General features: G+C 46.0%; 22 protein-coding genes. 12 read left to right on the top strand and 10 right to left on the bottom strand.

Annotation, left to right across the window (positions count from 1 at the left end; genetic code table 11):
• Positions 1–164: 164 nt before the first annotated feature.
• Positions 165–1,952: a translation elongation factor 4 gene (gene lepA / locus BHV83_RS08165; protein ID WP_005640232.1), complete on the bottom strand. Its 1,788-nt coding sequence runs from the start codon at positions 1,950–1,952 to the stop codon at positions 165–167.
• 85 nt (positions 1,953–2,037) lie between these two features.
• Between lepA and BHV83_RS08160 the strand changes: the two genes are divergently transcribed.
• Positions 2,038–4,215: a tetratricopeptide repeat protein gene (locus tag BHV83_RS08160; protein ID WP_195292512.1), complete on the top strand. Its 2,178-nt coding sequence runs from the start codon at positions 2,038–2,040 to the stop codon at positions 4,213–4,215.
• A 67-nt stretch (positions 4,216–4,282) separates the two neighbouring features.
• Here the strand turns inward: BHV83_RS08160 and BHV83_RS08155 are convergent, their stop codons facing one another.
• From BHV83_RS08155 to BHV83_RS08145, 3 genes are all read right to left on the bottom strand, one after another.
• Positions 4,283–4,459, bottom strand: a complete 177-nt coding sequence (locus BHV83_RS08155; RefSeq protein WP_172676519.1) for a hypothetical protein — start codon at positions 4,457–4,459, stop codon at positions 4,283–4,285.
• 216 nt (positions 4,460–4,675) lie between these two features.
• Positions 4,676–5,545, bottom strand: coding sequence for a carbohydrate kinase family protein (locus BHV83_RS08150; RefSeq protein WP_122205061.1), 870 nt, complete (start codon positions 5,543–5,545; stop codon positions 4,676–4,678).
• A 185-nt stretch (positions 5,546–5,730) separates the two neighbouring features.
• Entirely contained in the window at positions 5,731–8,463 is a 2,733-nt protein-coding gene (locus tag BHV83_RS08145; protein ID WP_286757299.1) for a substrate-binding domain-containing protein, read from the bottom strand.
• Positions 8,464–8,559: 96 nt separating this feature from the next.
• Here BHV83_RS08145 and BHV83_RS08140 point away from each other — a divergent pair, with 96 nt between their 5' ends.
• Positions 8,560–9,027: a WbuC family cupin fold metalloprotein gene (locus BHV83_RS08140; RefSeq protein ID WP_138272936.1), complete on the top strand. Its 468-nt coding sequence runs from the start codon at positions 8,560–8,562 to the stop codon at positions 9,025–9,027.
• A 238-nt stretch (positions 9,028–9,265) separates the two neighbouring features.
• Here BHV83_RS08140 and BHV83_RS08135 read toward each other — a convergent pair whose 3' ends face one another.
• Positions 9,266–11,095: a peptidase U32 family protein gene (locus BHV83_RS08135; RefSeq protein WP_286757296.1), complete on the bottom strand. Its 1,830-nt coding sequence runs from the start codon at positions 11,093–11,095 to the stop codon at positions 9,266–9,268.
• Positions 11,096–11,117: 22 nt separating this feature from the next.
• Entirely contained in the window at positions 11,118–12,050 is a 933-nt protein-coding gene (gene metA, locus BHV83_RS08130; RefSeq protein ID WP_122343020.1) for a homoserine O-acetyltransferase MetA, read from the bottom strand.
• Between the two features lie 108 nt (positions 12,051–12,158).
• Between metA and BHV83_RS08125 the strand changes: the two genes are divergently transcribed.
• From BHV83_RS08125 to BHV83_RS08100, 6 genes are all read left to right on the top strand, one after another.
• Positions 12,159–14,564 (top strand): TonB-dependent receptor, encoded by a 2,406-nt coding sequence (locus BHV83_RS08125; protein ID WP_005640219.1) that lies wholly within the window; start codon positions 12,159–12,161, stop codon positions 14,562–14,564.
• A 144-nt stretch (positions 14,565–14,708) separates the two neighbouring features.
• A complete protein-coding gene (gene mce, locus BHV83_RS08120) occupies positions 14,709–15,116 on the top strand; it encodes a methylmalonyl-CoA epimerase (protein ID WP_022322820.1) in 408 nt (135 codons plus the stop codon).
• 112 nt (positions 15,117–15,228) lie between these two features.
• Positions 15,229–16,782 (top strand): acyl-CoA carboxylase subunit beta, encoded by a 1,554-nt coding sequence (locus BHV83_RS08115; RefSeq protein ID WP_005640215.1) that lies wholly within the window; start codon positions 15,229–15,231, stop codon positions 16,780–16,782.
• A gap of 21 nt (positions 16,783–16,803) precedes the next feature.
• Positions 16,804–17,691, top strand: a complete 888-nt coding sequence (locus BHV83_RS08110) for an OadG family transporter subunit (protein WP_005642237.1) — start codon at positions 16,804–16,806, stop codon at positions 17,689–17,691.
• 22 nt (positions 17,692–17,713) lie between these two features.
• A complete protein-coding gene (locus tag BHV83_RS08105; RefSeq protein WP_005640211.1) occupies positions 17,714–18,145 on the top strand; it encodes a biotin/lipoyl-containing protein in 432 nt (143 codons plus the stop codon).
• Positions 18,146–18,149: 4 nt separating this feature from the next.
• Positions 18,150–19,346, top strand: coding sequence for a sodium ion-translocating decarboxylase subunit beta (locus BHV83_RS08100; protein WP_005640209.1), 1,197 nt, complete (start codon positions 18,150–18,152; stop codon positions 19,344–19,346).
• A 192-nt stretch (positions 19,347–19,538) separates the two neighbouring features.
• Here BHV83_RS08100 and BHV83_RS08095 read toward each other — a convergent pair whose 3' ends face one another.
• The 4 genes from BHV83_RS08095 to tsaB all read right to left on the bottom strand — a co-directional run bounded on the left by BHV83_RS08095 (position 19,539) and on the right by tsaB (position 23,765).
• Entirely contained in the window at positions 19,539–19,685 is a 147-nt protein-coding gene (locus tag BHV83_RS08095) for a hypothetical protein (RefSeq protein ID WP_005640207.1), read from the bottom strand.
• Positions 19,686–19,966: 281 nt separating this feature from the next.
• Positions 19,967–22,057: a BT4734/BF3469 family protein gene (locus BHV83_RS08090; RefSeq protein WP_036657231.1), complete on the bottom strand. Its 2,091-nt coding sequence runs from the start codon at positions 22,055–22,057 to the stop codon at positions 19,967–19,969.
• The gene (locus BHV83_RS08085; RefSeq protein ID WP_005640203.1) at positions 22,057–22,443 is read right to left on the bottom strand and encodes an HU family DNA-binding protein; all 387 of its coding nucleotides are present in this window, start codon (positions 22,441–22,443) and stop codon (positions 22,057–22,059) included. Before BHV83_RS08085 ends, BHV83_RS08090 begins: the two co-directional genes overlap by 1 nt.
• Before the next feature lie 602 nt (positions 22,444–23,045).
• Positions 23,046–23,765 (bottom strand): tRNA (adenosine(37)-N6)-threonylcarbamoyltransferase complex dimerization subunit type 1 TsaB, encoded by a 720-nt coding sequence (tsaB, locus tag BHV83_RS08080; RefSeq protein WP_005650330.1) that lies wholly within the window; start codon positions 23,763–23,765, stop codon positions 23,046–23,048.
• 223 nt (positions 23,766–23,988) lie between these two features.
• On the opposite strand from tsaB, the gene BHV83_RS08075 reads away from it, so the two are divergent.
• From BHV83_RS08075 to nadD, 4 genes are read left to right on the top strand one after another with little or no spacing between them, the layout of a single operon-like run.
• Positions 23,989–24,861, top strand: coding sequence for a YicC/YloC family endoribonuclease (locus tag BHV83_RS08075; RefSeq protein WP_005640194.1), 873 nt, complete (start codon positions 23,989–23,991; stop codon positions 24,859–24,861).
• Between the two features lie 9 nt (positions 24,862–24,870).
• Positions 24,871–25,440, top strand: a complete 570-nt coding sequence (gmk, locus tag BHV83_RS08070; RefSeq protein ID WP_005640193.1) for a guanylate kinase — start codon at positions 24,871–24,873, stop codon at positions 25,438–25,440.
• Entirely contained in the window at positions 25,437–25,610 is a 174-nt protein-coding gene (locus BHV83_RS08065) for a hypothetical protein (protein WP_005640190.1), read from the top strand. The genes gmk and BHV83_RS08065 overlap by 4 nt, the downstream gene beginning before the upstream one ends.
• Positions 25,595–26,206, top strand: coding sequence for a nicotinate (nicotinamide) nucleotide adenylyltransferase (gene nadD / locus BHV83_RS08060; RefSeq protein ID WP_005640188.1), 612 nt, complete (start codon positions 25,595–25,597; stop codon positions 26,204–26,206). Before BHV83_RS08065 ends, nadD begins: the two co-directional genes overlap by 16 nt.
• The last annotated feature ends 5 nt before the right edge of the window (positions 26,207–26,211 follow it).

Here is a 26,211-nt window from a genome sequence, read left to right as displayed (position 1 = left end):
GCCTAAAGATACAAAATCTTCAGGTAATAACAAAGCCCCAGCTTGTGAAAGTCGGGGCTTTGGGCATAAAAAAGAAGGTGAGAATTTTGACACACCTTCTTTTTTATTGCTTGCCGTCCCGATTCCATGCTCCTCCGGTTTTGAATACACGAGCATGAAAAACTTTAATCCAATTTCAATACAGCCAAAAACGCTTTTTGTGGAACCTCAACTGTACCGATCTGTTTCATTCGTTTCTTTCCCTCTTTCTGTTTTTCAAGCAACTTACGTTTACGGGAGATATCACCGCCATAACATTTAGCCGTTACATCTTTACGAACTGCCTTTATCGTTTCGCGGGCAATGATCTTGGCTCCGATAGCCGCCTGGATAGCGATATCGAACTGTTGCCGAGGAATCAGCTCTTTCAGTTTTTCACACATACGCCGGCCGAAGGCAACGCTGTTGTCCATATGAGTCAGCGTCGAAAGAGCGTCCACCGGTTCCCCGTTCAGAAGAATATCCAGTTTAACCAGCTTGCTCGGACGAAAATCATGGATATGGTAATCAAAAGAAGCATACCCTTTAGAAATACTTTTCAGCTTGTCATAAAAATCGATTACAATCTCACCTAAAGGCATATCATAATGAATCTCGACACGATCACCGGAAATGTATTCCTGCTTGATCAATATGCCACGTTTACCCAGACAAAGTGTCATGATCGGACCGATAAAAGTCGTATTGGTAATAACAGATGCACGGATATACGGTTCATCAATATGGTCGATCAACGTAGGATCGGGCAAGCCGCCCGGATTATGAACCTCCGTACAGTTGCCTTTCTTATCGTAAACTTTATAAGACACATTAGGAACGGTCGTGATCACATCCATATTGAACTCACGGTCCAAACGTTCCTGCACGATCTCCATATGCAACAACCCCAGGAAACCACAACGGAAACCAAAGCCCAATGCCGCTGAGCTTTCCGGCTGGAATGTCAAAGAGGCGTCGTTTAACTGGAGTTTTTCCAAAGAAGCGCGCAAATTCTCAAAATCTTCGCTGTCGATCGGATAAACACCGGCAAAGACCATCGGTTTCACTTCTTCGAACCCAGCTATCGCGTCTTTCGCCGGACGGGCCACATGGGTGATAGTATCTCCAACCCGGACCTCGCGAGAAGTTTTAATACCAGAAATAATATAACCGACATCCCCGGTACGAATCTCATCACGAGGAGACATCGTAAGCTTCAATACTCCAACCTCATCGGCATCATACTCCTTACCGGTTGCAATAAATTTGACATGATCTCCTTTACGGATCACCCCGTTTACGACTTTGAAGTAAGCAATAATGCCACGGAAGGGATTAAACACAGAGTCAAAAATCAAGCACTGCAACGGAGCTTCCGGATCACCTTTCGGAGCCGGCACTTTTTCGACAATTGTATTTAAAATGTCATATACCCCTTCTCCCGTCTTACCACTGGCCCGGAGAATATCTTCCCGAGGACACCCCAACAGTTCGACAATCTGGTCTTCCACCTCATCCGGCATTGCACTCGGAAGGTCTATCTTGTTCATGATCGGAATAATCTCCAAATCATTTTCTATTGCCATATACAAATTGGAAATAGTCTGTGCCTGAATACCCTGAGCTGCGTCAACAATCAGCAAAGCACCTTCACAAGCTGCAATCGAACGGGATACTTCATATGAAAAGTCGACATGTCCCGGAGTATCGATCAGATTCAGGATATATTCTTCTCCTTTATAATTATACTTCATCTGAATGGCATGACTCTTGATCGTAATGCCTCGTTCACGCTCCAAGTCCATATCGTCCAGAACCTGCGCCTGCAAATCTTTACCTTCTACTGTTTTGGTATACTCAAGCAAACGGTCGGCCAAAGTACTTTTACCATGGTCAATATGAGCAATAATACAAAAATTGCGGATATTCTTCATCTGCTAAACTTATTTAGGTGTGCAAAGATAGGAAATTTAGGCTAAATTGTTATACATTTGGCATACCATTTGTTATTAATAATATATGACACTACAAGAAATAAACAAAGCATACAACCGCATAGTCGGTTCATTAGACAGTAAAGAATTGAAGAATGCCTTCGATTCCTTACAGGCTCTTATTGCAGGAAGTCGCGAATATTCTTTTCAGGACAAGCTGAACGAACTTCAGGACACCTACAAATATATGCTGCGCTACCGGATTGAAGGAGCAAAAGATCCGATGCAGGAACAGATATACAACAATCTACAGGCATCGACTTATGAATTGGCCGATTCAGTCAAGCAGAAAGCAGTAGCTGTGGAATCTCCCCTATCCTATTACAGCCGCCGAAGAAGCCTGAACATACAGCCTTCTCTCACTTACAAACAGCTGCATGACCAACTGCTCTTAGAACATGAAGCCGGAAAGCACAAAGAAAGTGACGCATTCAATATTCTCATCTTTAATAAGATATGGGTATCTTCTTTTCTGAAAAGAGAGGAAGCTGAAGATATCCGCGGCATGCTACACGACAATGCACTACCTTTTACAACCGGTAGCCAGATTGTTTCCGCCTTGATGTTAGGATTGCAAGAGGCGTTCGACAGAGAAAAGATACTTTTATTGTTCGACGCAGCCAGCCATCCGAACGAAGAGGTCAAAGTCAGAGCATTAATTTCAATCCTGATCACTTTATACACATATAGAAAACGGACGCAGTTATATCCGCAGATAGCCGACAGGCTAGCGGCTTTGGCCGAAACTCCGGGGTTCATCAAAACGATCCGCACAATCATCCTACGCTTCATCTTAGCCCGCGAGACAGAGAAGATCACCCGCAAACTACAGGATGAGATCATCCCGGAGATGTTAAAATTGAGTCCAAAGCTCAGCAAAAAGATCAATCTCAACGAACTCACCCCTGAAGATTTGACAGGAAATGAAATGAACCCAGAATGGGAAAGCTTCTTTTCTGACAGTACCCTCGGAAAGAAAATGGTAGAATTCGGGGAGCTTCAACAGGAAGGGGCCGACGTCATGCACTCGACCTTTGTTCATTTGAAAAATTTCCCGTTTTTCCATGAATTAAGCAACTGGCTGCTTCCATTCACAATCGAGCATTCTTATTTCGATGATCAGTTCACTCCGGACAACGAAGCTGAAAAGCAGATGCTCGACTCTATGACATTCGCTGCTTTTATGTGTAATTCGGATAAATATTCGCTTTATTTCAGCATGATGCAATTGCCGAAAGAAGCCCGAAAGATGATGATGAACCAATTCGACAGCCAGGCCACAGAAATGATCCAGCAGAATAAAGAAGAATTGATCAACAAACGTGGAAAACAGGATACGATCATCGGACAGTACATACAAGACCTGTATCGTTTCTTCAAACTATATCCGGGCCATCTGGATTTTACGGATATCTTCACGATGCCGCTCGACTTCCACAATCTTGCCATCCTGCGCCCTTATATTTCTGATAAAGAAAGTCTTACAAACATCGCTGAATATTATCTCCGTAAAAACTATTTTAGCGATGCACTGACCATATTCAACCAATTGGCAAAAACGGATCAAGATAGCGACATTCTTTTCCAGAAAATCGGCTATTGCAAGCAAATGGAAGGAGACTTGAAGGGCGCTCTGGAAGCCTACCTACACGCAGACTTGTTGAATTCCGAAAGCAAATGGGTAATCCGACGAATCGCCGGTTGCTACCGTTCACTTAAACAACCGGAAGAGGCTTTGAAATATTACCGTCGGTACGAAGCTTTAAATCCGGATAATTTATCAGTTCAAATCAGCATTGGCCATTGCCATCTCGAACTAAAGGATTATAACGAAGCGTTGAAATGCTTCTTCAAAGTCGATTACCTGGATAACAAAAGCCATAAGGCATGGCGACCTATTGCATGGTGTTCTTTCCTGACAGGGAAATACGACCAAGCACGGAATTACTACAAAAAGATACTGGATAACCAACCCCACGCACAAGATCTGCTGAATGCCGGACATACCGAATGGGCACTGCAGAATATCAAGGGCGCTCTCTCCTTTTACCAGCAGGCGGTGCAAATGGAAAACGGCAACATCCTTAAGTTCCAAGAACAGTTCAGCCAAGATGTAGCAGACCTGTTGATCGCCGGTATAGAAGAAGCCGAAGTCGCCCTGATGCTGGATCAGTTAAGATATAAAATAGAAGGAGCTATTTAAAAATTTAAAATGGAGAATTGAAAATTACATCTGTAGCTAATTTCCAATTCTCCATTTTAAAATTCCTTTATCCTCTGCTTCCAAGGCTATCCGTATCGGGATTGAGTTCTTTGACAGCATCCTTCACTTCTTTCTCACCTATCGGATAAGTAACAGCTACTTGTTGTACGGGGTATTCTTCCTTTTCCCTATCCACAGCTTTCGATTCGGCATTCTCCGGAATCTTGGCAAAATTTTTGTTCATATCATTCACTATTTATGTTTCTATAGCTATTCAACAATAAAAATGGCCCGGAAGTTCCGAGCCATTCAATCAACCAAAACAAAAAAACCTAAAAACCTAAACATCAACCATCTTTTTCTTTTTGCTCTACTATACGTTAAGGTTTCCTAACTACTAAACAATCTTTCTAACCTAAAAACTAAACCTATCAAATCGTATATATATTTCCCTTGTTACCTATTCCTCGTATGCCGGCCATGCCCCCTCTTTCGTACAGACATAAGCCGCTGTGCGGACGGCAAATTCATGCGCTTCCCTTAGCGAAGCCCCTTTCAGCAACGAAATGACCAGTGCTCCGGAGAAAGCATCACCTGCTCCAACCGTATCCGCCACCTGCACTTCCGGGGTTTGCAAAGTCGATTCTTCATTAGCGGTATATATCGTACTATAAGCTCCTCCGGCCGTCAGAACCACCAAGCGGAGATTATAGTGTTCTATAAACCAATGAGCCACCTCCTTGTCCGTTCCTTCCAAATGAAACATATCCCGCAGGACGACCAACTCCCCGTCATTCACCTTCAACATATTTGCTAGATAAAGCGACTCTTCGATCAACTCTTTCGTATAATAATGCTGACGCAAATTGATGTCAAAACAACGATAAGCATCGTCCGGGGCAAAAGAAAGAATCGCTTGTATCGTCTCTCTCGACTGTGCGGAACGCTGTCCTAACGTACCGAAGCAAATGGCACCCGCCCGTTCGGCCAAATCAATCGCATTTGACGTCGGAGAAAGATGATCCCAAGCTACACGTTCATTAATAATATAGTCAGGGATACCATCCTGCAGAGTAACCTGTACCGTTCCGGTCGGATAAGGGACTTTCTCGATCAGATACCGAATCGAATTATTATCCAGTTCTTCGAGGATTTCGCGCCCCAGCCCATCGTCTCCCACGGCGCTGATAGCATATCCTTCCGCCCCCAACCGCGACGCATGGTAGACAAAATTGATAGGAGCACCACCTGCTTTCTTTCCTGTTGGCAACATGTCCCACAGGAGTTCTCCTATGCCTACTACGACCGGTTTCTTATTGTTGCTTTGCATTGTTTCATTATAGTTTATTTGACAAGGATAATTTATTATCTACGATGCAAAGATAGAGACAGGTAGCAGATGCGACGATAACTAATGCTACAAGATTGATAACACATGTTACATTATACTCTTATTTTCGAGTTACATGCACAAATGTTACACAAATGTAACGAGCGTTATCAAAGAGAAGAATATTATTCCTTTTCCAGATACTCAGTCGGAGTAATATTGTAAACGGCTTTAAAACATTTCGAGAAATAAGCAGGCGAACCGAAGCCCGTCGCATAAGCCACCTCATTCACATTCCCGGCTTTCCGTCGGAGTAGAGCAGCAGCTTTCTTCAAACGATAGTTACGCAGGAAATCGGTCGGTGTCACTCCGGCAAGCTCCTTCACCTTCCGGTAAAGATGCACACGCGACAAGCCCAATTTTTCACTACCTTTCTCAATACTGAAATCCGGATCGGCATAGGACTCTTCGATCAGTTTCAAGAAACGATTCATAAAAAGATCGTCCATGCTTCCCGCTTTTTCCTCCTTCACGGAAACAGCAGGCGAAGAAGCATCGCGAGCATAAGCCTCACGCAACCGGACACGATCCTCCAGCAGCTTGATGATACGCAGTTTCACGACTTCTATGTTAAAAGGTTTCTGGATATACGCGTCCGCACCACTGGCAGCCCCGTACATCTGTTGCTTGTCGTCGGACAAAGCAGTCAACAGCATAACCGGAAGATGACTCAGGACAATATCCGACTTGATCTTACGACAAAGATCGAAACCGTTCATTTCCGGCATCATCACATCGCTGATAACCATCGAAACCTCTTCGCTCATCAGCACCTCCAAAGCCTTCACGCCGTTATCGGCAACCAACACACGGAAGTTCTGTTTTAATTCCGCCTGCAAGTAACTCTGTATATCAAGATCATCTTCTACGACCAGAACAGTATAATTGTAGGTACGGTTCAAAACCTCCTGCAATTCATCCGTGTTCAAGTCGGCGACACCACTGGAAAGCTCGGTTACGGAAAGATCGAATGTACAAGATTCGTCAAAATGAGATTTACCTTTCAAGAGGATGACCGTAAAGACAGTACTCTTATGCGGAACACTCTCCACCCGGATCGTGCCTTTGTGCATGTGGACGAACTCACGCGTCAAGTGCAGGCCGATCCCCGTTCCCGTCACATAGTTCTGGTCACCGGTAAAGAAACGGTCAAAGACGGAAGCAATATTTTCCGACGGAATACCTTTGCCATTATCTTCGACAGAAAGCTCGACCTGATCTCCTTTATCTTTCAGATGGATCGTGACCGTACCTCCGTCCAGCGTGAACTTGAATGCGTTGGACAAAAGATTGGCCAGAATCTTCTCCATCTTATCCCTGTCTACCCATATATTAACAGAAGGGCAGTCATGCTCAAACGTGAAATGTATCTGCTTGGTGACAGCCATCGTATCGAAATAAGATTTCACTTCTGCCACAAAAGCAACTAAATCTACCTCTCCGACCCGCATATTCATCTTATTGCTCTCTACCTTTCGAAAATCAAGTAACTGGTCCACGACTCTCTTCAACCTTTCCGCATTTTTCCGAATGATACGGATATCGTCTGCCAATGAAGAACCTTCCGGAGCCTCTTTCGACAGCTTGCCGAGCGGACCGAGGATCAACGTCAACGGCGTCTTGATCTCGTGTGTGATATTGGTAAAGAATTGCAGTTTCTGAGCCGTCGACTTCTCAATATAACGGTTTGCCTCAGCCAATTCTTCTTTTTGCTGTTGCACCTGCAAGTTCGTACGTTTCAGCTCGCGGTTCTTCCGCTTCACCGCCCGGTTCACATGGACCACGTACAAGGCGGACAAAAGCAACATCCCCATCAGCAAAAGGATAATGCCGACGGAGTTTTGGAGGAACGTGTATTTGGAAAGCATACTCTCCAAATTCTCCCGTTGCAACTCGATCTGGTGCTGATAGTCGACCACCTGTTCGGACTGGATAAACAGCGTTCCGGCATTGTTCTTATCGATCAAGGCAGAAGATAGCAAATATTGCCGGGACACATCTTCTCCGTTCAATATCTGCATGGCTACACGGATAGCAAGGCTCCCACCCGTCGGATACAAGACCGAAGCGGCCAACTCTCCGTGCATGACGGCTTCCAGCCCCGATCCCCGTCCCGAAACGGCATCGATCCCCACAAAGCTAATCCTGTCCGCCAATCCGGGATGCATCCTTTCGATTGCCCTGCGGGCAGCCATTGCCATCACATCATTATGGGCAAACACAACATCCACCTCCTCCAGCGAATCCATTTCCGCTATCTCCTTCTCCACCGTTTCCGGCTTCCATTTCCCGAATATTTCCTTCACCTTGATGCGGGAGTTCAAAACCTCCATAAAACCGCGATGGCGATCCTGCGCCGGAGAAGAACCGGACAAGCCCCATACTTCCAATACGGTAGGATATTTCTCTTTCACCTGTCGGTTCACGAAAAAGCCGGCCTGGCGACCGATCTCGTAATTGTTACCACCGATATAAGTCGTATATTCGTCCGAACTGATCTTCCGGTCTACCAGGATAGTCGGAATGCCGGCACGGTAGGCCTCAATCGCAATAGGAGTGACAGGTTCCGATTCATTGGCGGAGATAATCAATAGATCGACCTTACGTTTTATCAGGCTACGTATCTGCTCCACCTGCAACAAACTACTGTCCGCTGCATCCTCGACTAACAGGGAGACGCCCGGATATTCGGAGGCCTGCACCTTCATATCCAGCAACATCGATTTACGCCAAGAACCTTCAAGCGTACACTGCGAGACGCCGATAACAAACTTTTTCTTCTCCGAATCTGTTTTGCAGGAAAAGCAGGATGCCAGAAGTAAGACCAGCAGAGCGTAATAAGTTAGAGCAGGTTTCATTCTGTTTTATTTACAGGTTTCTGCAAATGTACGGAGAAATGGCATACCAGCCAATATTTATTTTGTACATTCGTCCTCCAGTAATCAATTATTCGCATGAAGATCATAAACGAAGCTTTATTGAATGAAACGACCGGGCGTGCCAAACAGTCGCCTCGGCTACGCATGAACTACAACTTTCATGAGCATTTGGACGATCCCGTCAACCGTTTGCTCAATGCCCTGGAACCGGGAACCTACCTCCGCCCACACCGCCATCTGAACCCTAAAAAAGATGAAATATTCCTCCTGCTGCGCGGTCGCATTGCTGTATTCCTCTTTGACAACAAAGGGGAAATCACCCAAACACAGATACTCGATCCGAAAGAAGGTGTTTACGGCGCCGAAATAAAGGCGGGAACATGGCACGGGCTGTTAGTTCTAGAATCCGGCTCTATCATATATGAAATCAAGGAAGGGCCGTTCGCTCCGCTCGCTCCGGAAAATTTCGCTCCCTGGAGTCCGGCTCCAGAAGACACGAAAGGGGTGGCAAAATATATGGAGTTATTAGGAAAGGCAATATAACCTTGCACTACCTTCCCGTTCCCCTTAAAGAAAACTTTAGTTTCTCTTAAGGGAAACTTTATTTTCATAGGGATGAAACTTCTTTTTCATCCCCATGAAACTGTCGTTCCATCCTTATGAAACTGTTATCACATACCTATCGGCTCCTTTATTGCTGGAATACTTTTGTCAAACGGATCATGGCTTTTTCACCGGACAGTCATTCTTATCCGTCCTGACAATAGCGTTCTCATAATTTTTAACTTTCAAATACCAACATCTGACAATGCTTGCAGTCGAACTGCAACCGGAGGCGCGTATCTTTATAAAGCAGATAATACGGTTCCTTGTAGGGAGACTTGTCTTTCTGATAAGTAGGACACCACCCCATGCTGTAGCGCAGGCAGTGTTTGGTAAACATCAACGGAACATCTTTCCGGGGAGACAGTTCAAATGCCGGGTCGATCTGTTCCACCCCGTGATCCTGGTAGAACGAACGGGCTTTCCCGTTGGCAACATTCCCCAAATAAGTAAGTTGGCGTTCGGGGAAAGGTATCGACACGGACGGCTGCACACGTTTCACTGTCTCACGAGGATAGCGGGCACGGCGTGCTTCCAGCAACTTCTCCACTCCTCTACGGCGCATATCGGCAAGCAGAGAAGAGGGAACGAACCAGTTTTCAGACAAACCGACCACCACCTTCGATGCCTCGAAAGGCGTATTCCCCAACTTGGATAGCTGTGTCCGTATATTATCCTGCTGTTCACGACGCGCCAGCTCTTTTGCAAACGGCTCGGTCAGCATGATCCGTGCTCCCGTCTCATCCTCCATACAAAGCGTAAAACCGAAGGGATTGTCCAAGAACTCGATCTCCACGGACAGCTTACGTTCGGCTGAAGGCTTGGCGAGCAGTTTATCAAATGCCTGGTCGAAATTGCGGTAAAGCGGAGTCTTGGGGGTAAGCTGCGGCATATCCAGCGGAAACACCCGGTTTGCCTCCACCCGGTTTACACGAAAACCTTCCAATTCGCCTTTCCTATTGAAGAAAACAAGCCCGTCTCCGTTGTTCAACTGCTTCAAGCCAGCCACAGTAAAAGAATTGCCTTTGATCTCTTTGACCGTCCCGACAGGTTCACCCAGCGATTTAGGCGTATTGAAAGCGGTAATATCCGCCGTCCGTCCCTCCAAAAGGAACGGGGTGAACCCACGGTTAAAACTCTTTTCAGCTACCGGCTCGAACGTATAAGTGCTTCGACCAGCAGAAGCACGACGATATTCCGGACGGCGGGACAGGACTGCATCTAACTTCTTCCGATAATAAGCCGTGATATTCTTGACATAGCCGACATCTTTCAACCGCCCTTCGATCTTGAGGGAAGAAACACCTGCATCCAACAGGGCTTCCAGCTGGTCGGAGCGGTTCATGTCCTTGAGCGAAAGCAAGTGTTTATGGGTGACGATCTCCGTCCCTGTCGCATCAACCATCGTATAGGGCAGGCGGCAATATTGGGCGCATTCTCCGCGGTTAGCACTACGTCCACTCAAAGCGGCGCTCAGATAACATTGCCCGCTATAGCTGACGCAGAGGGCGCCGTGCACGAATACTTCCAGCGGAACGGTAGTCGCTTCCGATATCCGGCGAATCTCGTTCAGCGACAATTCACGTGCCAGAACCACCTGTGTAAAGCCTGCGGCTTCGAGGAAACGGACCTTTTCCGGTGTACGATTGTCCGTCTGCGTGCTGGCGTGAAGCGGAATAGGAGGCAGGTTCAGCCGGGTAATCCCCATATCCTGAATGATCAGGGCATCCGTCCCGACACGCCAGAGATCCCAGATCATCCGTTCGGCTTCTTCCAACTCATCTTCTTTCAATATCGTGTTAAGCGTAACATAGATGCGGGCGCCATACAGATGCGCATACTCGCAAAGCTCACGTATATCATCCAAAGAGTTGCCGGCAGCAGAACGCGCACCGAACTTGGGCGCACCGATATAGACGGCATCGGCACCGTGATTAATCGCTTCAATCCCGCAATTGAGGTCTTTAGCCGGAGAGAGAAGTTCTATAGGACGGGATTTTGTTTGCATGCTATTATTTCTTATTTCTTGATTACAAATTACCCAACTTGCTGATATCCTCGATACGAAACGGGGTTTCCTGATAGACATAATAGTTCAGCCAGTTGGTGAACAGAAGATTGGCATGACCACGCCAGCGGACCACCGGACCGAGGGCCGGATTGTTATTACGGTAATAGTTACGGGGAACGGCAATAGGCAATCCCTTGTTCACGTCGCGCATATACTCGTCATTCAGCGTGTAAGGCGAGTATTCGGAATGCCCGGTGATAAAAAACTCGCGTCCTCCGCGCGCCATCGCCATATAGACACCAGACTCTTCGCTTTCGGACAAGAGCGTCAAATCGGGAACTTTCATCACATCCTCGCGGCGTATCTCCGTATGCCGGCTGTGCGGCACATAGAACTCGTCGTCGAAGCCTCGGAAGATCGGCACATAGGGCTCGCGCAACGTATGGCGGAACACGCCGAACATCTTGGCTGGCAGATCATATTTGGGGACACCATAAAAATGGTACAACCCGGCTTGCGCCGCCCAGCATATATATAAGGTAGAAGTCACATGCGTACGCGCCCAATCGAATATCTCGGTCACTTCCTCCCAATAGTTCACTTCCTCGAAAGGCATCTGCTCTACCGGAGCACCTGTGATAATCATGCCGTCGTAAAAATCATCCTGCATCTCGTCAAAGTCTTTATAGAATTCCTTCATATGCTCGATCGGCGTGTTCTTGGGAGTATGGCCTTTTATCTTCATAAAGTCGAGCTCCACTTGCAAGGGGGTATTGCTCAGGAGGCGAACAAGGTCTGTCTCCGTCGTGATCTTCAGTGGCATCAAGTTCAGTACAACTACACGTAGCGGACGAATGTCCTGCTCAGACGCACGCAACGAGTCCATCACAAAGATGTGCTCTTTCTTCAACAGCTCAACAGCTGGCAAGTTCTTCTGTAGGTTTAAAGGCATCTTCTTTCCTTAATTATTTATACAAGGCACAAAGATAGTGAGAAATTGCCTTTCGTTGAAAATAAATCGTTGTTTCCCGCGTTTGTAGATTTAATAATTAGATGGAATATGAAGATTCGTGCAATAGCTACACTACTATTTATATTATTTTCGATAAGTGCTTTCGGGCAGGGACGTGCCAAAATCAGCGGTTATATCCGCGACGCGGACGGTAATCCGCTGGACTTGGTCAATATCCGGGTCAAGAACACGTTAAACGGGACGATGAGTAATGAAAAAGGCCACTACTCGCTTTCGGTCGCTACCGGTGACTCGGTGACGCTTATCTATTCATGCCTGGGCTACAACAAGGCCGAAAGGATCCTACCTCAGGTAACCAAAGATATGCGTCTCAACGTGCAGATGAACTATACATCACTCGAACTGGGAGAAGTCGTAGCTACCGCCATCCGAAAGCAGACAACCACCCTTGAAACCCTGAATGCCGACCGCGTCAAACTACTCCCCGACCCTGCCGGAGGAAGCATTGAAAGTCTGGTCGTTACATTTGCAGGCGTTACTTCCAATAACGAATTAAGTTCGCAATACTCCGTACGCGGCGGCAGCTATGACGAAAACATCGTATATGTGAACGGACTGGAAGTGTTCCGTCCGCTGCTCATCCGTTCCGGACAACAGGAAGGGTTGAGTTTTATCAACCCGGACATGACGGAAGCCGTCAATTTCTCCGCCGGAGGATTCGAAGCCCGTTATGGGGACAAGATGAGTTCCGTGCTGGACATCACCTACAAAAAACCGAAAGGATTCGAAGGTTCGGCTTCCGCCAGCCTGCTGGGAGCCAATGCTTATGTGGGCAGTTCTTCCGGCAAGTTCACACAGGTGACCGGTTTCCGTTACAAAACAGGACGATCTCTTTTGAAAACAACCGATACGGATGCCGAATATGATCCTAATTTCATTGATTTGCAGACTTATATGACATACCAACTTGCTCCCAAATGGGAGATCAACTTTCTCGGGAACTTAGCCATAAACAATTATAAGTTCATTCCCCACACCCGAGAGACTTCTTTTGGAACGGCAACAAATGCCAAAAAATTTAAAGTATTCATGAGTGGCCAGGAACGGGATAAGTTCGAAACGTTATTCGGAGCACTCACTTTAAAGCATAACCTGAACGACAATACGGAACTCGGCTTGCAAGCATCCGCCTTTACCAGTAAGGAAGAGGAAGGATATGATATTGCCGGTGATTACTGGCTGGGAGATGCAGCCGAAGAAGGAGGCGGAGAAATACAGAAATTATCCATCGCACGCTATAACGAGCACGCTCGCAACCGTCTGCACTCCAATATCATGAATGTCGGGCATTATGGTGTCGCTCGCATAAAAAACAATACGTTGAAATGGGGTGCTACCGTCCAGTTGGAGAAAATCAACGACAAGATCAGCGAATGGGAAAAACGCGACTCCGCCGGATACTCGTTACCGCAAGGGGGCGGGAATGTCAACGTGATCGCAAACCTGTTCTCGGATAACAAACTGGAAAGCACACGTATTTCCGGCTATTTGCAGGATGTATTCAAGTTTCGTACCAAACAAGGACTGTTCACGCTGGTTGGTGGTGTACGCGGCAGCTATTGGAGTTATAACAGGGAATTTATATTCAGCCCGCGTGCTTCAATAGGTTTCATTCCGAACTTCGACCAGAACCTGACATTTCGGCTGGCTTCCGGTCTGTATTACCAGTCTCCGTTCTATAAGGAATTACGTACAACTGTGCAGGACGAACACGGCAACAGTATCATACAACTGAACAAAAACCTGAAATCACAGCGTTCCATCCATGTCATTGCAGGAGGCGATTATACATTCCGGGCATCCGGCAGAAATTTCAAAGTCAGTGCCGATATGTATTATAAAAAATTGGATAACCTGAACCCCTATACGGTGGATAATGTCAAAATCCGATACTACGGCGAGAACTGTGCGCAAGGCCATGCGATGGGGCTCGATGTCAAATTCTTCGGCGAATTTGTTCCGGGTACGGACTCCTGGATCAGCTTCTCCCTAATGAAAGCGGAGCAAAGCATCCGAGGGAGCGAATATGTACCGATGCCTAACAGCCAAGGTTATAATGTCTCGCTCTTTTTTCAGGATTATTTCCCCGGATACAAACGTGTCAAACTGAATCTGAAAGGCGTACTGTCCGGCGGCCTTCCCGTCACAGCCCCACGTACAGGCTACGAGGACGGCTATTTCCGTACTCCGACCTACAAACGCGTAGACCTCGGTTTCTCCTACCAGCTTGCCGGGGGAACGGATGCAATCATGGATCGCGGATTCTTCCGCAATCTCAAGAACATTTGGCTCGGGTTGGATATTTTCAACTTGTTCGACATAAAGAACACGAGTTCCTATTATTGGATTACCAATATAGACAACCACCAGTACGCAATCCCTAATTACCTGACCGGAAGACAATTGAATATTCGACTTATCGTTGATTTTTAACCACATGATTTCAAAAATATGCTTTTTAAACATATCCGGATCATGCTGATAAATATTAACGAATTATTTCTCTATTAATAAAAAGAGTGTACCTTTGCCAACATAGAACAAAAAGCAATATTAAATTACTAAATTATTATTGACATGGAACTTACACATATCGAACATTTGGGTATCGCAGTAAAGAGCATCGAAGCTTGCCTGCCGTATTATGAAGAAGTTTTAGGACTAAAATGCTACAACATCGAAGAAGTAGCAGACCAGAAAGTAAAAACTGCATTCTTTAAAGTAGGCCAGACTAAGATCGAGTTGCTGGAGCCGACAAGTGAAGACAGTACAATCGCTAAATTTATCGAAAAGAAAGGTGAAGGTATCCACCACATTGCATTTGCTGTTCCCGACGTACAGGCAGCATTGGACGAAGCCGAATCAAAAGGTGTCAAGCTGATCGACAAAGCTCCTCGTGGAGGTGCAGAAGGCTTGAACATTGCATTCCTTCACCCGAAATCGACATGCAGCGTTCTGACCGAACTTTGCATGCCGGGAAAATAAGAAACAATGGACAATTGAGAATTGACAATTATTTGATGCTATTCAATTGTCAATTCTCAATCGTCAATTGCCAATTAAATAAGTTCATTTCTAACAACAAATCTATAGTACAATGAGTAACCAACTTGAAAAAGTAAAGGAGCTTATCGCCCTTCGCGAAACAGCTCGTTTAGGTGGTGGAGAAAAAAGAATCGAATCTCAGCACAAAAAAGGTAAATACACCGCACGCGAACGTATTGCCATGTTGCTGGATGAGGGAAGTTTTGAAGAATTCGATATGTTCGTACAACATCGTTGTACAAACTTCGGTATTGAAAAAACTAAGTATTTGGGCGACGGTATCGTAACAGGTTACGGAACGATCGACGGACGTCTGGTATATATTTATGCTCAGGATTTCACCGTGTTCGGCGGTGCTTTATCCGAAGCATTGGCCATGAAGATCTGTAAAGTAATGGATCAGGCCATGAAGATGGGTGCTCCCGTTATCGGTCTGAACGACTCGGGTGGCGCACGTATCCAGGAAGGTGTCAACGCCTTGGCCGGTTATGCAGAAATCTTCCAACGTAATATCTTGGCTTCCGGGGTTATTCCTCAGATTTCCGGTATCTTCGGTCCATGTGCCGGCGGTGCGGTTTACTCTCCTGCCCTGACAGACTTCAATATCATGACCCGCGGAACAAGTTACATGTTCCTGACTGGTCCGAAAGTTGTAAAAACAGTTACAGGCGAAGACGTTACACAGGAACAATTAGGTGGCGCAAGCGTACATACGACCAAATCCGGTGTGGCCCACTTCGCAGTCGATACGGAAGAAGACGGTTTACAGTTGATCCGCAAATTGATCAGCTTCCTGCCGCAGAACAACCTGGAAGAAACTCCTCTGATCGAATGTAAAGACCCGATCGACCGTCTGGATGACAACCTGAACGACATCATCCCTGACAATCCTAACCAGGCTTACGATATGTATGAAGTTATCGGAACCATCATCGATAACGGCGAATTTCTGGAAGTACATGCCGACTATGCCAAGAACATTATCGTCGGTTTCGCCCGTTTTAACGGCCAGACTGTCGGTATCGTAGCCAACCAGCCGAAAGTAATGGCAGGCTGTCTGGACAGCAACGCCTCCCGCAAGGCAGGCCGTTTCGTCCGTTTCTGTGATGCTTTCAACATTCCTTTGGTTACATTGGTTGACGTACCGGGATTCTTACCGGGTACAGGCCAGGAATACAACGGTGTTATCCTGCACGGAGCCAAATTGCTTTACGCTTACGGCGAAGCCACAGTGCCTAAAGTAACTGTAACATTGCGTAAATCTTACGGTGGTGCCTATTGTGTGATGAGCTCCAAACATCTGCGTGGCGATATGAACTACGCATGGCCGACAGCCGAAATCGCAGTTATGGGCCCAAGCGGTGCTGTAGAAGTGATCTTTGCAAAAGAAGTGGCTGCCTCGGAAGATCCGAAAGCTTGCGCTGCAGAAAAAGAAGCCGAATACAAAAAAGCATTTGCAAACCCATACAATGCAGCTCAATATGGCTATATCGACGATGTTATCGAACCTCGTAACACTCGTTTCCGTATTATTCGTGCTTTACAACAATTGCAGACCAAGAAGTTAAGCAATCCTGCCAAGAAACATGACAATCTGCCTCTATAATTCTTAAAACAGGAAATGAATATGATTAATAAGAAAATAGGGGTATTGCTGCTGTTCGCGTTGCTCGTTTCATTCGGAGCAAAAGCACAGCGTGCAACCTCCATGCGAATAAATGAAGTGCTGGTCATCAACGAAGATAACTTTGTTGATGATTACGGCAAACGCCATGCCTGGATCGAATTGTTCAACAATTCGGCCGGTTCGGTCAATATCGCCGGTTGCTACTTGACTAATGACAAGAGCAACCCGAAAAAGTATCCGATTCCGAAGGGCGACGTTCTAACAGTAATTCCTCCTCGCCAGCACACTTTGTTCTGGGCAGACGGAGAACCGGATCGGGGAACATTCCATGTCAATTTCACGCTCGACCCATCAAAAGAAAATTACATTGCGTTATACGATGCAGACGGTAAAACTCTGATCGATGAGATCGTTATCCCTGCTTCACAAAAAGCAGATGTCAGCTATGGTAGAACTTTAGACGGACAAGGTGAATGGACAGCTCTGACAAAAGTTACACCCAGCACCAATAACGTAACATTGGATTCTAACGAGAAAATCGAGAACTTTAAAGAAAATGATTCTTGGGGTATCGGTATGACCCTGACTGCCATGGCAGTTGTGTTCTCCGGATTATTCCTGTTGTTCATCATCTTTAAACAAATCGGAAAGCTCTCGATCGCGGCCAGCAAACGCAATGCACAGAAAGCGGCCGGAGCGGCTGTTATTGCAGACAATGCAGGTCAGGAATCCGGGGAAATCTTTGCGGCTATCGGTGCGGCTCTATACGAAATGAGCGATGACAACCACGACATCGAACATACGGTTCTGACGATCCGCAAGGTTCAAAGATCTTATTCTCCGTGGAGTTCCAAGATTTACGGTCTGCGTGAAGTTCCCAAAAAGTAATTATCTCTAAAAACAAACAAGAATGAAAAGTTTTAAATATACTATTAACGGTAACGTATATAAAGTACATATCAGCTCGGTAGTGGATGACATCGCTGAAGTAGAAGTAAACGGTACTCCCTATCAGGTAAAAATGGAGAAACCGGCAAAAAAACAGATGGTTACACTGAAACGCCCGGCTCAAGCTCCTACAACGGCAAGTGGCGAACCGGTTATTTCCCGTCCGGCAGCCTCAACCACCAAGGGCGCTGTCAAATCTCCGCTGCCAGGTGTAATCCTACAGGTTAACTGTAAAGTCGGTGATACTGTCAAGAGAGGCCAGAATCTACTTGTCCTCGAAGCCATGAAGATGGAAAACAACATCAACGCCGACCGTGACGGCAAAATCATTGAAATAAAAGTAAACAAAGGGGATTCCGTACTGGAAGGTGCTGACCTCGTCGTAATAGGATAATATTATGTTAGGATCAGTATTATTACAGGCAGCAGGTACGGCTCATGAAAGCTTTCTCCAGTTCTTGGGAGAAAACTTGGAGTTGTTCCTCACTTATACAGGAGTCTACAACGCGACACCGGGTCACCTTATCATGATCCTTGTCGGTCTGTTGTTCATCTTCCTGGCTATTAAATATGAATTCGAGCCTATGCTCCTTATCCCTATCGGATTCGGTATCCTGATCGGTAACATTCCGTTCAAAGATGCAGGATTGCAGGTGGGTATTTACGAACAAGGTTCTGTGCTGAACATCCTCTACCAGGGTGTAACCTCCGGATGGTATCCGCCGTTGATCTTCCTCGGTATCGGGGCCATGACCGATTTCTCCGCATTGATCTCCAATCCTAAACTGATGTTGATCGGTGCAGCGGCTCAGTTCGGTATTTTCGGAGCATATATCATCGCTCTTCAAATGGGATTTGAACCGAACCAGGCCGGTGCAATCGGTATCATCGGTGGTGCCGACGGCCCGACAGCAATCTTCCTTTCTTCCAAGTTAGCTCCGAACTTGATGGGTGCTATTGCAGTATCGGCATACTCTTATATGGCGCTGGTTCCTATTATCCAGCCTCCGTTCATGCGCCTGCTGACGACTCAGAAAGAACGTCTGATCCGTATGAAACCGCCGAGAGCCGTTTCTTCCACGGAAAAAATCGTATTCCCGATCGTAGGCCTGTTGCTGACTTGCTTCCTAGTTCCTTCCGGTCTGCCTCTGTTGGGTATGCTGTTCTTCGGAAATTTGTTGAAAGAAAGTGGTGTAACACGTCGTTTGGCTGAAACAGCCCGTGGTCCGCTGATTGATACAATCACGATCCTGTTAGGTATTACGGTAGGTGCTTCTACTCAAGCAACCCAGTTCCTGACATTGAACTCCATCAAGATCTTCGGTTTGGGAGCGTTGTCATTCGTGATCGCAACTTGTGCAGGTATCCTGTTCGTGAAGTTCTTCAACCTGTTCTTGAAAGAAGGCAATAAGATCAATCCGCTTATCGGTAACTCCGGTGTGTCTGCCGTGCCCGACTCTGCCCGTATCTCTCAGAACGTAGGTCTGGAATATGATCCGACCAACTACCTGTTGATGCACGCCATGGGTCCGAACGTAGCAGGTGTAATCGGTTCTGCCGTAGCAGCCGGTATCCTGTTGGGATTCTTAGGATAATTCACTTATTCTACAAAAAAAGGAGCTGAACTCCAAGTCATCTCCAAATATAAAAACTTACCCAAGTTTACGGACTTTAACGTATTCTTGGGTAAGTTTGTATATGCGCACAACGATTCATCAGAAGTATATTAATGGCTGCATCATAAAAAACTATTTACGACACAGCCTCCCTTTTTATATCCGACCTTATCAGATATTTTGTTCGACGGTCATCGGATCTGTCTCTGGATTTGCCTCCTGTTCCAATGTTGTCCCCAAAAACAACCAAATCATTAACAGGATAATCGCGATCACCACACCAAAGACCAGCAGTACATTCGTATTCTTTCGTCTCATGTCCATTCTTCAATATTGATTTGAAGATTAAACAAGACACCCCCTTTTTTGGTTTAACCGTTCCTTACTTTTGTTCTTTATTTAACTGAGTAAATATTTTAGAAAGAATGTTTTTTTCTTCACTTACAAATACAATTGGAAATAGACGATCCAACTATCATACCATCATAATTGGCAATAACCCACTATATATCAACACAAAACAGCCATGACAGTTCGCAAAACAACTGTCATGGCTACTATCATACCATCATACATAAAATTAGTCAATCAATTATATATCAACCATCTACCTCTTCCACATAATAACAAGTTCCCCTCATCGTCCGCTTATTCGGCACGCTATTCCGCTTCAAAAGCTTACCGAAATTAAGGATCATCGTTTTTGTAATGTTAAAACCAGGTTGTTTCTCCGCGATCATATCCAGTATCTCGGACGCCAGAAGCGGCTTTGCCTCTTCAATATCCTCCGCGATCTTGAAATAACGCAGGAACAGTTGCTCTTCAGCCGGCTGCTGCTGGAAATCCCTGTTGTTTTCAGTGATCAGCGCCTCTTCCTCCGGAGTAAACCAAAAACGTTCACCACGCCTCAATAATTCTTTCGCTTCCGCATACAACTGATCATAATCGATCGGCTGGGCATAATCGATCCGGCCCTTCACCTCCACGCAAATGAAGCGGCGGCTACCGGTCGGATCCGTCAGCAAATCATAATTGTTGCTGGTCGCGATAAACGTGGCATAGCGACGCAAGTTACGGCTCGCGCTCTGATAAGGCAAACGGGTGTTCACAACCGCTTTTTGCAGGATATGCTTCAAAAAACTTTGATGAGAACTTTTCACTGAATCAAATTCATCGATATTAATCAACGCATACCGGTGCAAAGCCAACTCCGCCCCACGGCGATTGCCGAAATCGATACTGTCCGTATAATAAGGACGCAACACTGGTGGCAACAAATTCAAGCAAAACGTGGACTTCCCACACCCTTGGCCACCGACCAACAGAGGTGTCGTACTATTCCCGTGTTCCGAATCCAGTTCCATCCAATGTGCCACCATGCTTAGGAACCAGCGGTAAAACAAATCTCCCCATATCGGATTGTCACAAGGGACACGCCCGGCTAATGCCCTGATGCGTTCTTTTCCGTCCCAAGCCGGAAGATTCCCAAGAAAATGATCGATAGGATGATATATCGGAACACGATCGGAATTGACATACCGGTCGATATCCTTGTCCCATACATTCAACCCTTCCTGCTGGGCTTCCAGGCAAATGGAATTCCGAACTTTCGTCGTATAAGGCTTGTAAACGAACTGTATCATCGAACGGTCCAAATATTCCACTCCACCGCTCATCTCATTCGTCCGGAAGAAATAACGCCGGTTCATAAACTCGTCCAACCGCAACACCAACGACATGGATGGCGGGACGGAAGAGAGCGGCTCCGCCCGGTTTGAAACATTCTCCAACGTATATGCCGTACGGAAAGCCATACGGACGTCTATCTTATATTTTTTCAAAGCCTCATAGCGCAATGTCCAGCCTACCGCCTCTTCCTCCGGTATTCCAAGCCGGCAGCAAGCTTGCGCCAAGTCGATGAACAGCAGTTGGATATCATCTTCCGGGCTTTCTGAAAACCGGCGCGTCATCTCCATCAGGATGACACTGAACAGCGTGGCGATCTGCCCGTTCCGATCCGCTCCCGGAGCCATCATCTCCAACGGATCCCGAACCGGAGAAGGCACGATCTTCAAGTCACCCCCGTCCGGCATCTGCAAAGGTTGCTCGATCCGGATCGCCACCGCATCCGGATTGTAATAGGCGTCCGGATCCACACTCATCCGGCACCCCCGCGACAGGAACGGTTCTTTCAACGATATAATGCTGCCCAACTGCGGCTGGTAATGCCGCACCGCCAGCTGATAAGCCGCAGCATGAAACATACGGGCCTGCTCCTCTTTTTTCGGCAGCGAGCCGTCGGGCAGCACAAAAGGAACCACGATCTTGACCGAACGCCCGCTCAGCCCGACGAACGCCAGCAAGGTCTGCGGCAGGGCGGCAGCTTCACGGCGGACGGCCTCCGCCTCACTCTGGCTTTCCAAGCCGTTCACTTCCAACAAGACATACCCGTTATAGCGCCTCAACTGTATTCCATCGCCATTCTTCTTGAACGTCGAGCCAAAAGCCAGAACCGGTAGTTTTCCGGACAAATCCGTGGTTCGTGCCAAAAACGCCATATTCAATTTTCGACGAACCGACAGTATCGCTTCCGCATCTTTGCCGTTTTTCAGCAACCCGACAATATATTCCATATCACGCGAGTGCATCCGCAACACGCCTTTTTTATGCCTGTAATATGTGATTTGCATTACCAAGGATTTCTTTCGAATTTGACAAATTTCATGCTCTTTCTCACACAGGGAGCCATCCTGAAACAGACACGACGCGCCTTCACCCGATGGGGAGTACATTTTTTCGGATCTTCGAAGCCTTCGCTCCCTGCCGAAAGATAAAAATCACCCAACCCGTCCAACTCCACGGAATAGCCGTCTTTCAACAATTCAAGAATCATCCCTCCGATCTCGCAAACCGAAGCGAACACATCACCTCGGCTCAACGAGCAACGATCGGCAACCAAATCAGCCAGCTTTTTCGTTGAAACCCGCCCGCACGTAACCGGAACACCATAATAGCGTACTTTATCTTCCGCTCCCGTCTTGTCCAGTTTTTGCCGGACTACATAGTAATGTGCCATAAATAACAGTATTTTTAATATTAAACAACCAGATATTCTTCTTAAGACGCCCATTTTAACACTTTTGACACCCCCATCTGAACGGTATCAACACCCGGGTCTCACCCCTTCCGACACCCGGATGACGGGCTTCTTTTCTTATTACAAATATACAAATAAAACATCTATAATGCAAATATTTACAGCACTTTATTCAATTATATCTACACTTATTTTTCCCCAGCACGAAGACAGAAGCATGTGATATACGACATGATAGTATGATAGTATGAAATGATAGTTGAAAATAGATACTATCATATTTTTATAAACTAATATACAGACATTTATAAGAAAATATGATAGTATGATAGTTGGATTTAAAAAAAATCATATGTACATAATAGGTGGATGTTTACAGCAGCTTATTTATATTGCTTGCAGGAGGAAGACTTACATGGATGGCAACCCTAAATAACACATCGTCCTGTTTCCATGTTTGACATTGCAGCTATCAAACACAAGAAACAGGACGATTTTGCATATCTAAGTTCTTTTCCGATTGACCGGACTTACATAAAAATTTCGACAAACGTGCCATTCCGACATAGCACACAACTACATCATCGAGCTAAAAGCACCTTATTTTTTGCAACCGTCGCCTGAAACTCTTTCAGGTAGAACGGTTCGAAATAGGCGGTGTCTTCAAACTTGCCGGCGGCAAAAGCTTGTTCCGAGAGCGGAATCATGTTTACGGCAAGAGGATGGATGTCTTCGATAAAGATGGCGTTCGGAGAAGTGATGACCGATTTGCATTTGGAAGCACCGTTGCCAAAGAAACAAACTTTCCCTTTTTCCAGATAAGAAGCATACGTACCGGCTTCCACAATATCGGCCTTCGTCTCGCGGACAGGCTTTAAGGAAGCATCATAGATAGCGGCATAAACCTCCATACGCCGGGCATCCAACATAGCACAATAAAGGCAATCATCAGTAATAGAGACGATTTGCGAATCGCCCTTACTGTTGACAGTAGCAGCCATGATGTCCAACGTATGAATGCCGATCAGAGGAATACCGAAACCAAAGCAAAGACCTTTAGCGACAGACACTCCGATACGGAGTCCGGTATAAGAACCAGGACCGCTACTGACCGCTACGGCATCCAAGGCTTTCTTCCCCTTCTTTTTCAATACGGAAAGAGCTTCTTCAACAAATACGCCTAATAGGGCTGCATGCGAAGGGCCGTCGAACGAAGCCTTCGCAAAAAGGACTTCACCATCCATAGACAACGCTACAGAGCATACAGAAGTCGATGTTTCGATATTTAATATACAAGACATTTTAATTGACAATTGACAATTGACAATTGACAATTAAAATATGTGTCAAAAGCCAATCGGTTGATAATGGATGCAAAAGTATAAAACATAACTGTAATCTCATGATCAAAACCGATTTTATTAAGGCTAGCACGGATGGTTTCGGCTTTTTCTCAATTATATTGTCAATCGTCAATTGTCAATTATCAATTGATTAGCTATCTTTGCACAAATTTTTAGAACAATGATACAATCAATGACTGGATTCGGTAAGGTTACAGCCGAACTTCCTTCTAAAAAAGTAACCGTAGAAATAAAAGCTCTGAACAGCAAGCAACTGGATTTGTCGACCCGCATTCCTTCCATCTACAAAGAAAAAGAAATGCAAATACGCAGTTTGTTACTCCAGTCGCTTGAACGTGGAAAAGTCGAATTTAATATATTTGTCGAATATATCGGTAAAGACACGCCCACACAGATCAACTTGGCTGCGGTAGAAAACTATTACAATCAAATCAAAGATATTGCCGACCGCCTGAACATCGGACTTCCCGCCGACTGGTTCCAGACCCTGCTCCGTATGCCGGACGTGATCAAGACAGAGGCCCAGGAAGTAAACGAAGAGGAATGGAATGTGGTTGAGAAAGCGATCAAAGAGGCCATAGGGCACCTTTGCGATTTCCGTATTCAGGAAGGCGCCATGTTACAAAAGTTGTTCGAACAGAAAATTGCCAATATCTCCCGCCTGCTTTCAGAAGTAGAACAGTATGAAAAGGAGCGGATCGAAAAAATCAAAGCCCGTATCATGGACAATCTCGAAAAGATTGCCGGACAGGACTACGACAAGAACCGGTTCGAACAGGAGATGATCTATTATATCGAAAAACTGGATGTAAACGAGGAAAAGAACCGCCTGGACAACCACCTGAAATATTACATCAGCACGATGGAGAGCGGACACGGACAAGGTAAGAAACTCGGTTTCATCGCCCAGGAAATGGGACGTGAAATCAACACCCTTGGTTCGAAAAGCAACCATGCCGAGATGCAAAAACTTGTCGTCCAGATGAAAGACGAACTGGAACAAATCAAAGAACAAGTATTAAACGTATTATAAAAACGATATATGGCTGGCAAACTGATCATATTCTCCGCGCCGTCCGGTTCGGGCAAATCCACTATCATCAATTTCCTGCTGAAGCAGAATCTGAACCTGCATTTTTCCATCTCGGCTACCAGCCGGGCCCCACGTGGTACGGAAAAGGACGGAGTGGAATATTATTTCCTTACACCGGATGAATTCCGTGCCCGTATAGCAGCAGGAGATTTCCTGGAATACGAAGAGGTCTATACCGACAAATATTACGGCACGCTGAAAAGCGAGGTGGAACGAAGGCTGATGAGTGGCGATAACGTCATATTCGATGTCGATGTCGTAGGAGGTTGCAACATCAAGAAGTTTTATGGCGACCGTGCTCTTTCGGTCTTTATCCAGCCCCCTTCGATCGAAGATTTGCGGAGTCGTCTGGAAGGACGCGGTACGGATGCTCCGGAAGTAATCGAAAGCCGCATTGCCAAAGCCGAATTTGAACTGGGTTTTGCCGACAAATTTGACGTAATCGTGGTGAACGACAAGCTGGAAGTCGCACAAAAAGAAGCACTAAAAGTGATAAAAGAGTTCCTTAAAAAAGCATGAACGGCAAGAAGTTATCCAAGAAATGGCTATATACATTCATTGGTATAGCATTTGTCGCTCTTGCCACTTGTACAGCCGCCCTATATTATAAGGAGTATATCATAGCGACCGGTACCGGATTGGTATTCGGTGCACAAGTCATAAATATCATCAAGTGGAAACGGGACTGAAAGAAAATACGGTCAGCAAACGTAAAACCGGCATTTATTCCGGTTCATTCAATCCGGTTCATATCGGCCATCTGGCATTAGCCAACTGGTTGTGTGAATTTACGGAGTTGGACGAGCTATGGTTTCTGATCACCCCCCATAACCCGCTAAAAGAGAAGGAAGAACTGATGGATGACCGGCTTCGCTATGAACTGGTAAAAAAATCCATCGCTGGTTACCCTAAGTTCCACGCCAGTGACTTCGAGTTTTCTCTTCCTCAACCCACTTATACCATCAACACACTCCGGACATTGGAAGCAAGTTATCCGGACCGTGAATTCTATTTCATCATGGGTGCGGACAATTGGAAATATATTACCCGGTGGGTAGAATACGAAGCCATCATTTCCAATTATCCGATCTTCATCTATCCGCGCAAAGGATTCGATGTTGAAATTCCGGCACAATATCCTCACATAAAAAAAGTAGACGCCCCTTTGGTCGAAATATCCTCAACCTTTATACGCGAAGCTTTCAAGACCGGAAAAGATGTCCGCTTCTTCCTGCCCGAAGCCATACGTAATCTGCCTTTTCCATTACAAAACAATACCTTTTAAGAACA

This window comes from Parabacteroides sp. merdae-related_45_40 (genome assembly GCF_001915675.1).
Note: the sequence above shows the minus strand (reverse complement) of the source record. Positions and strands in the feature narration are given on the sequence as shown.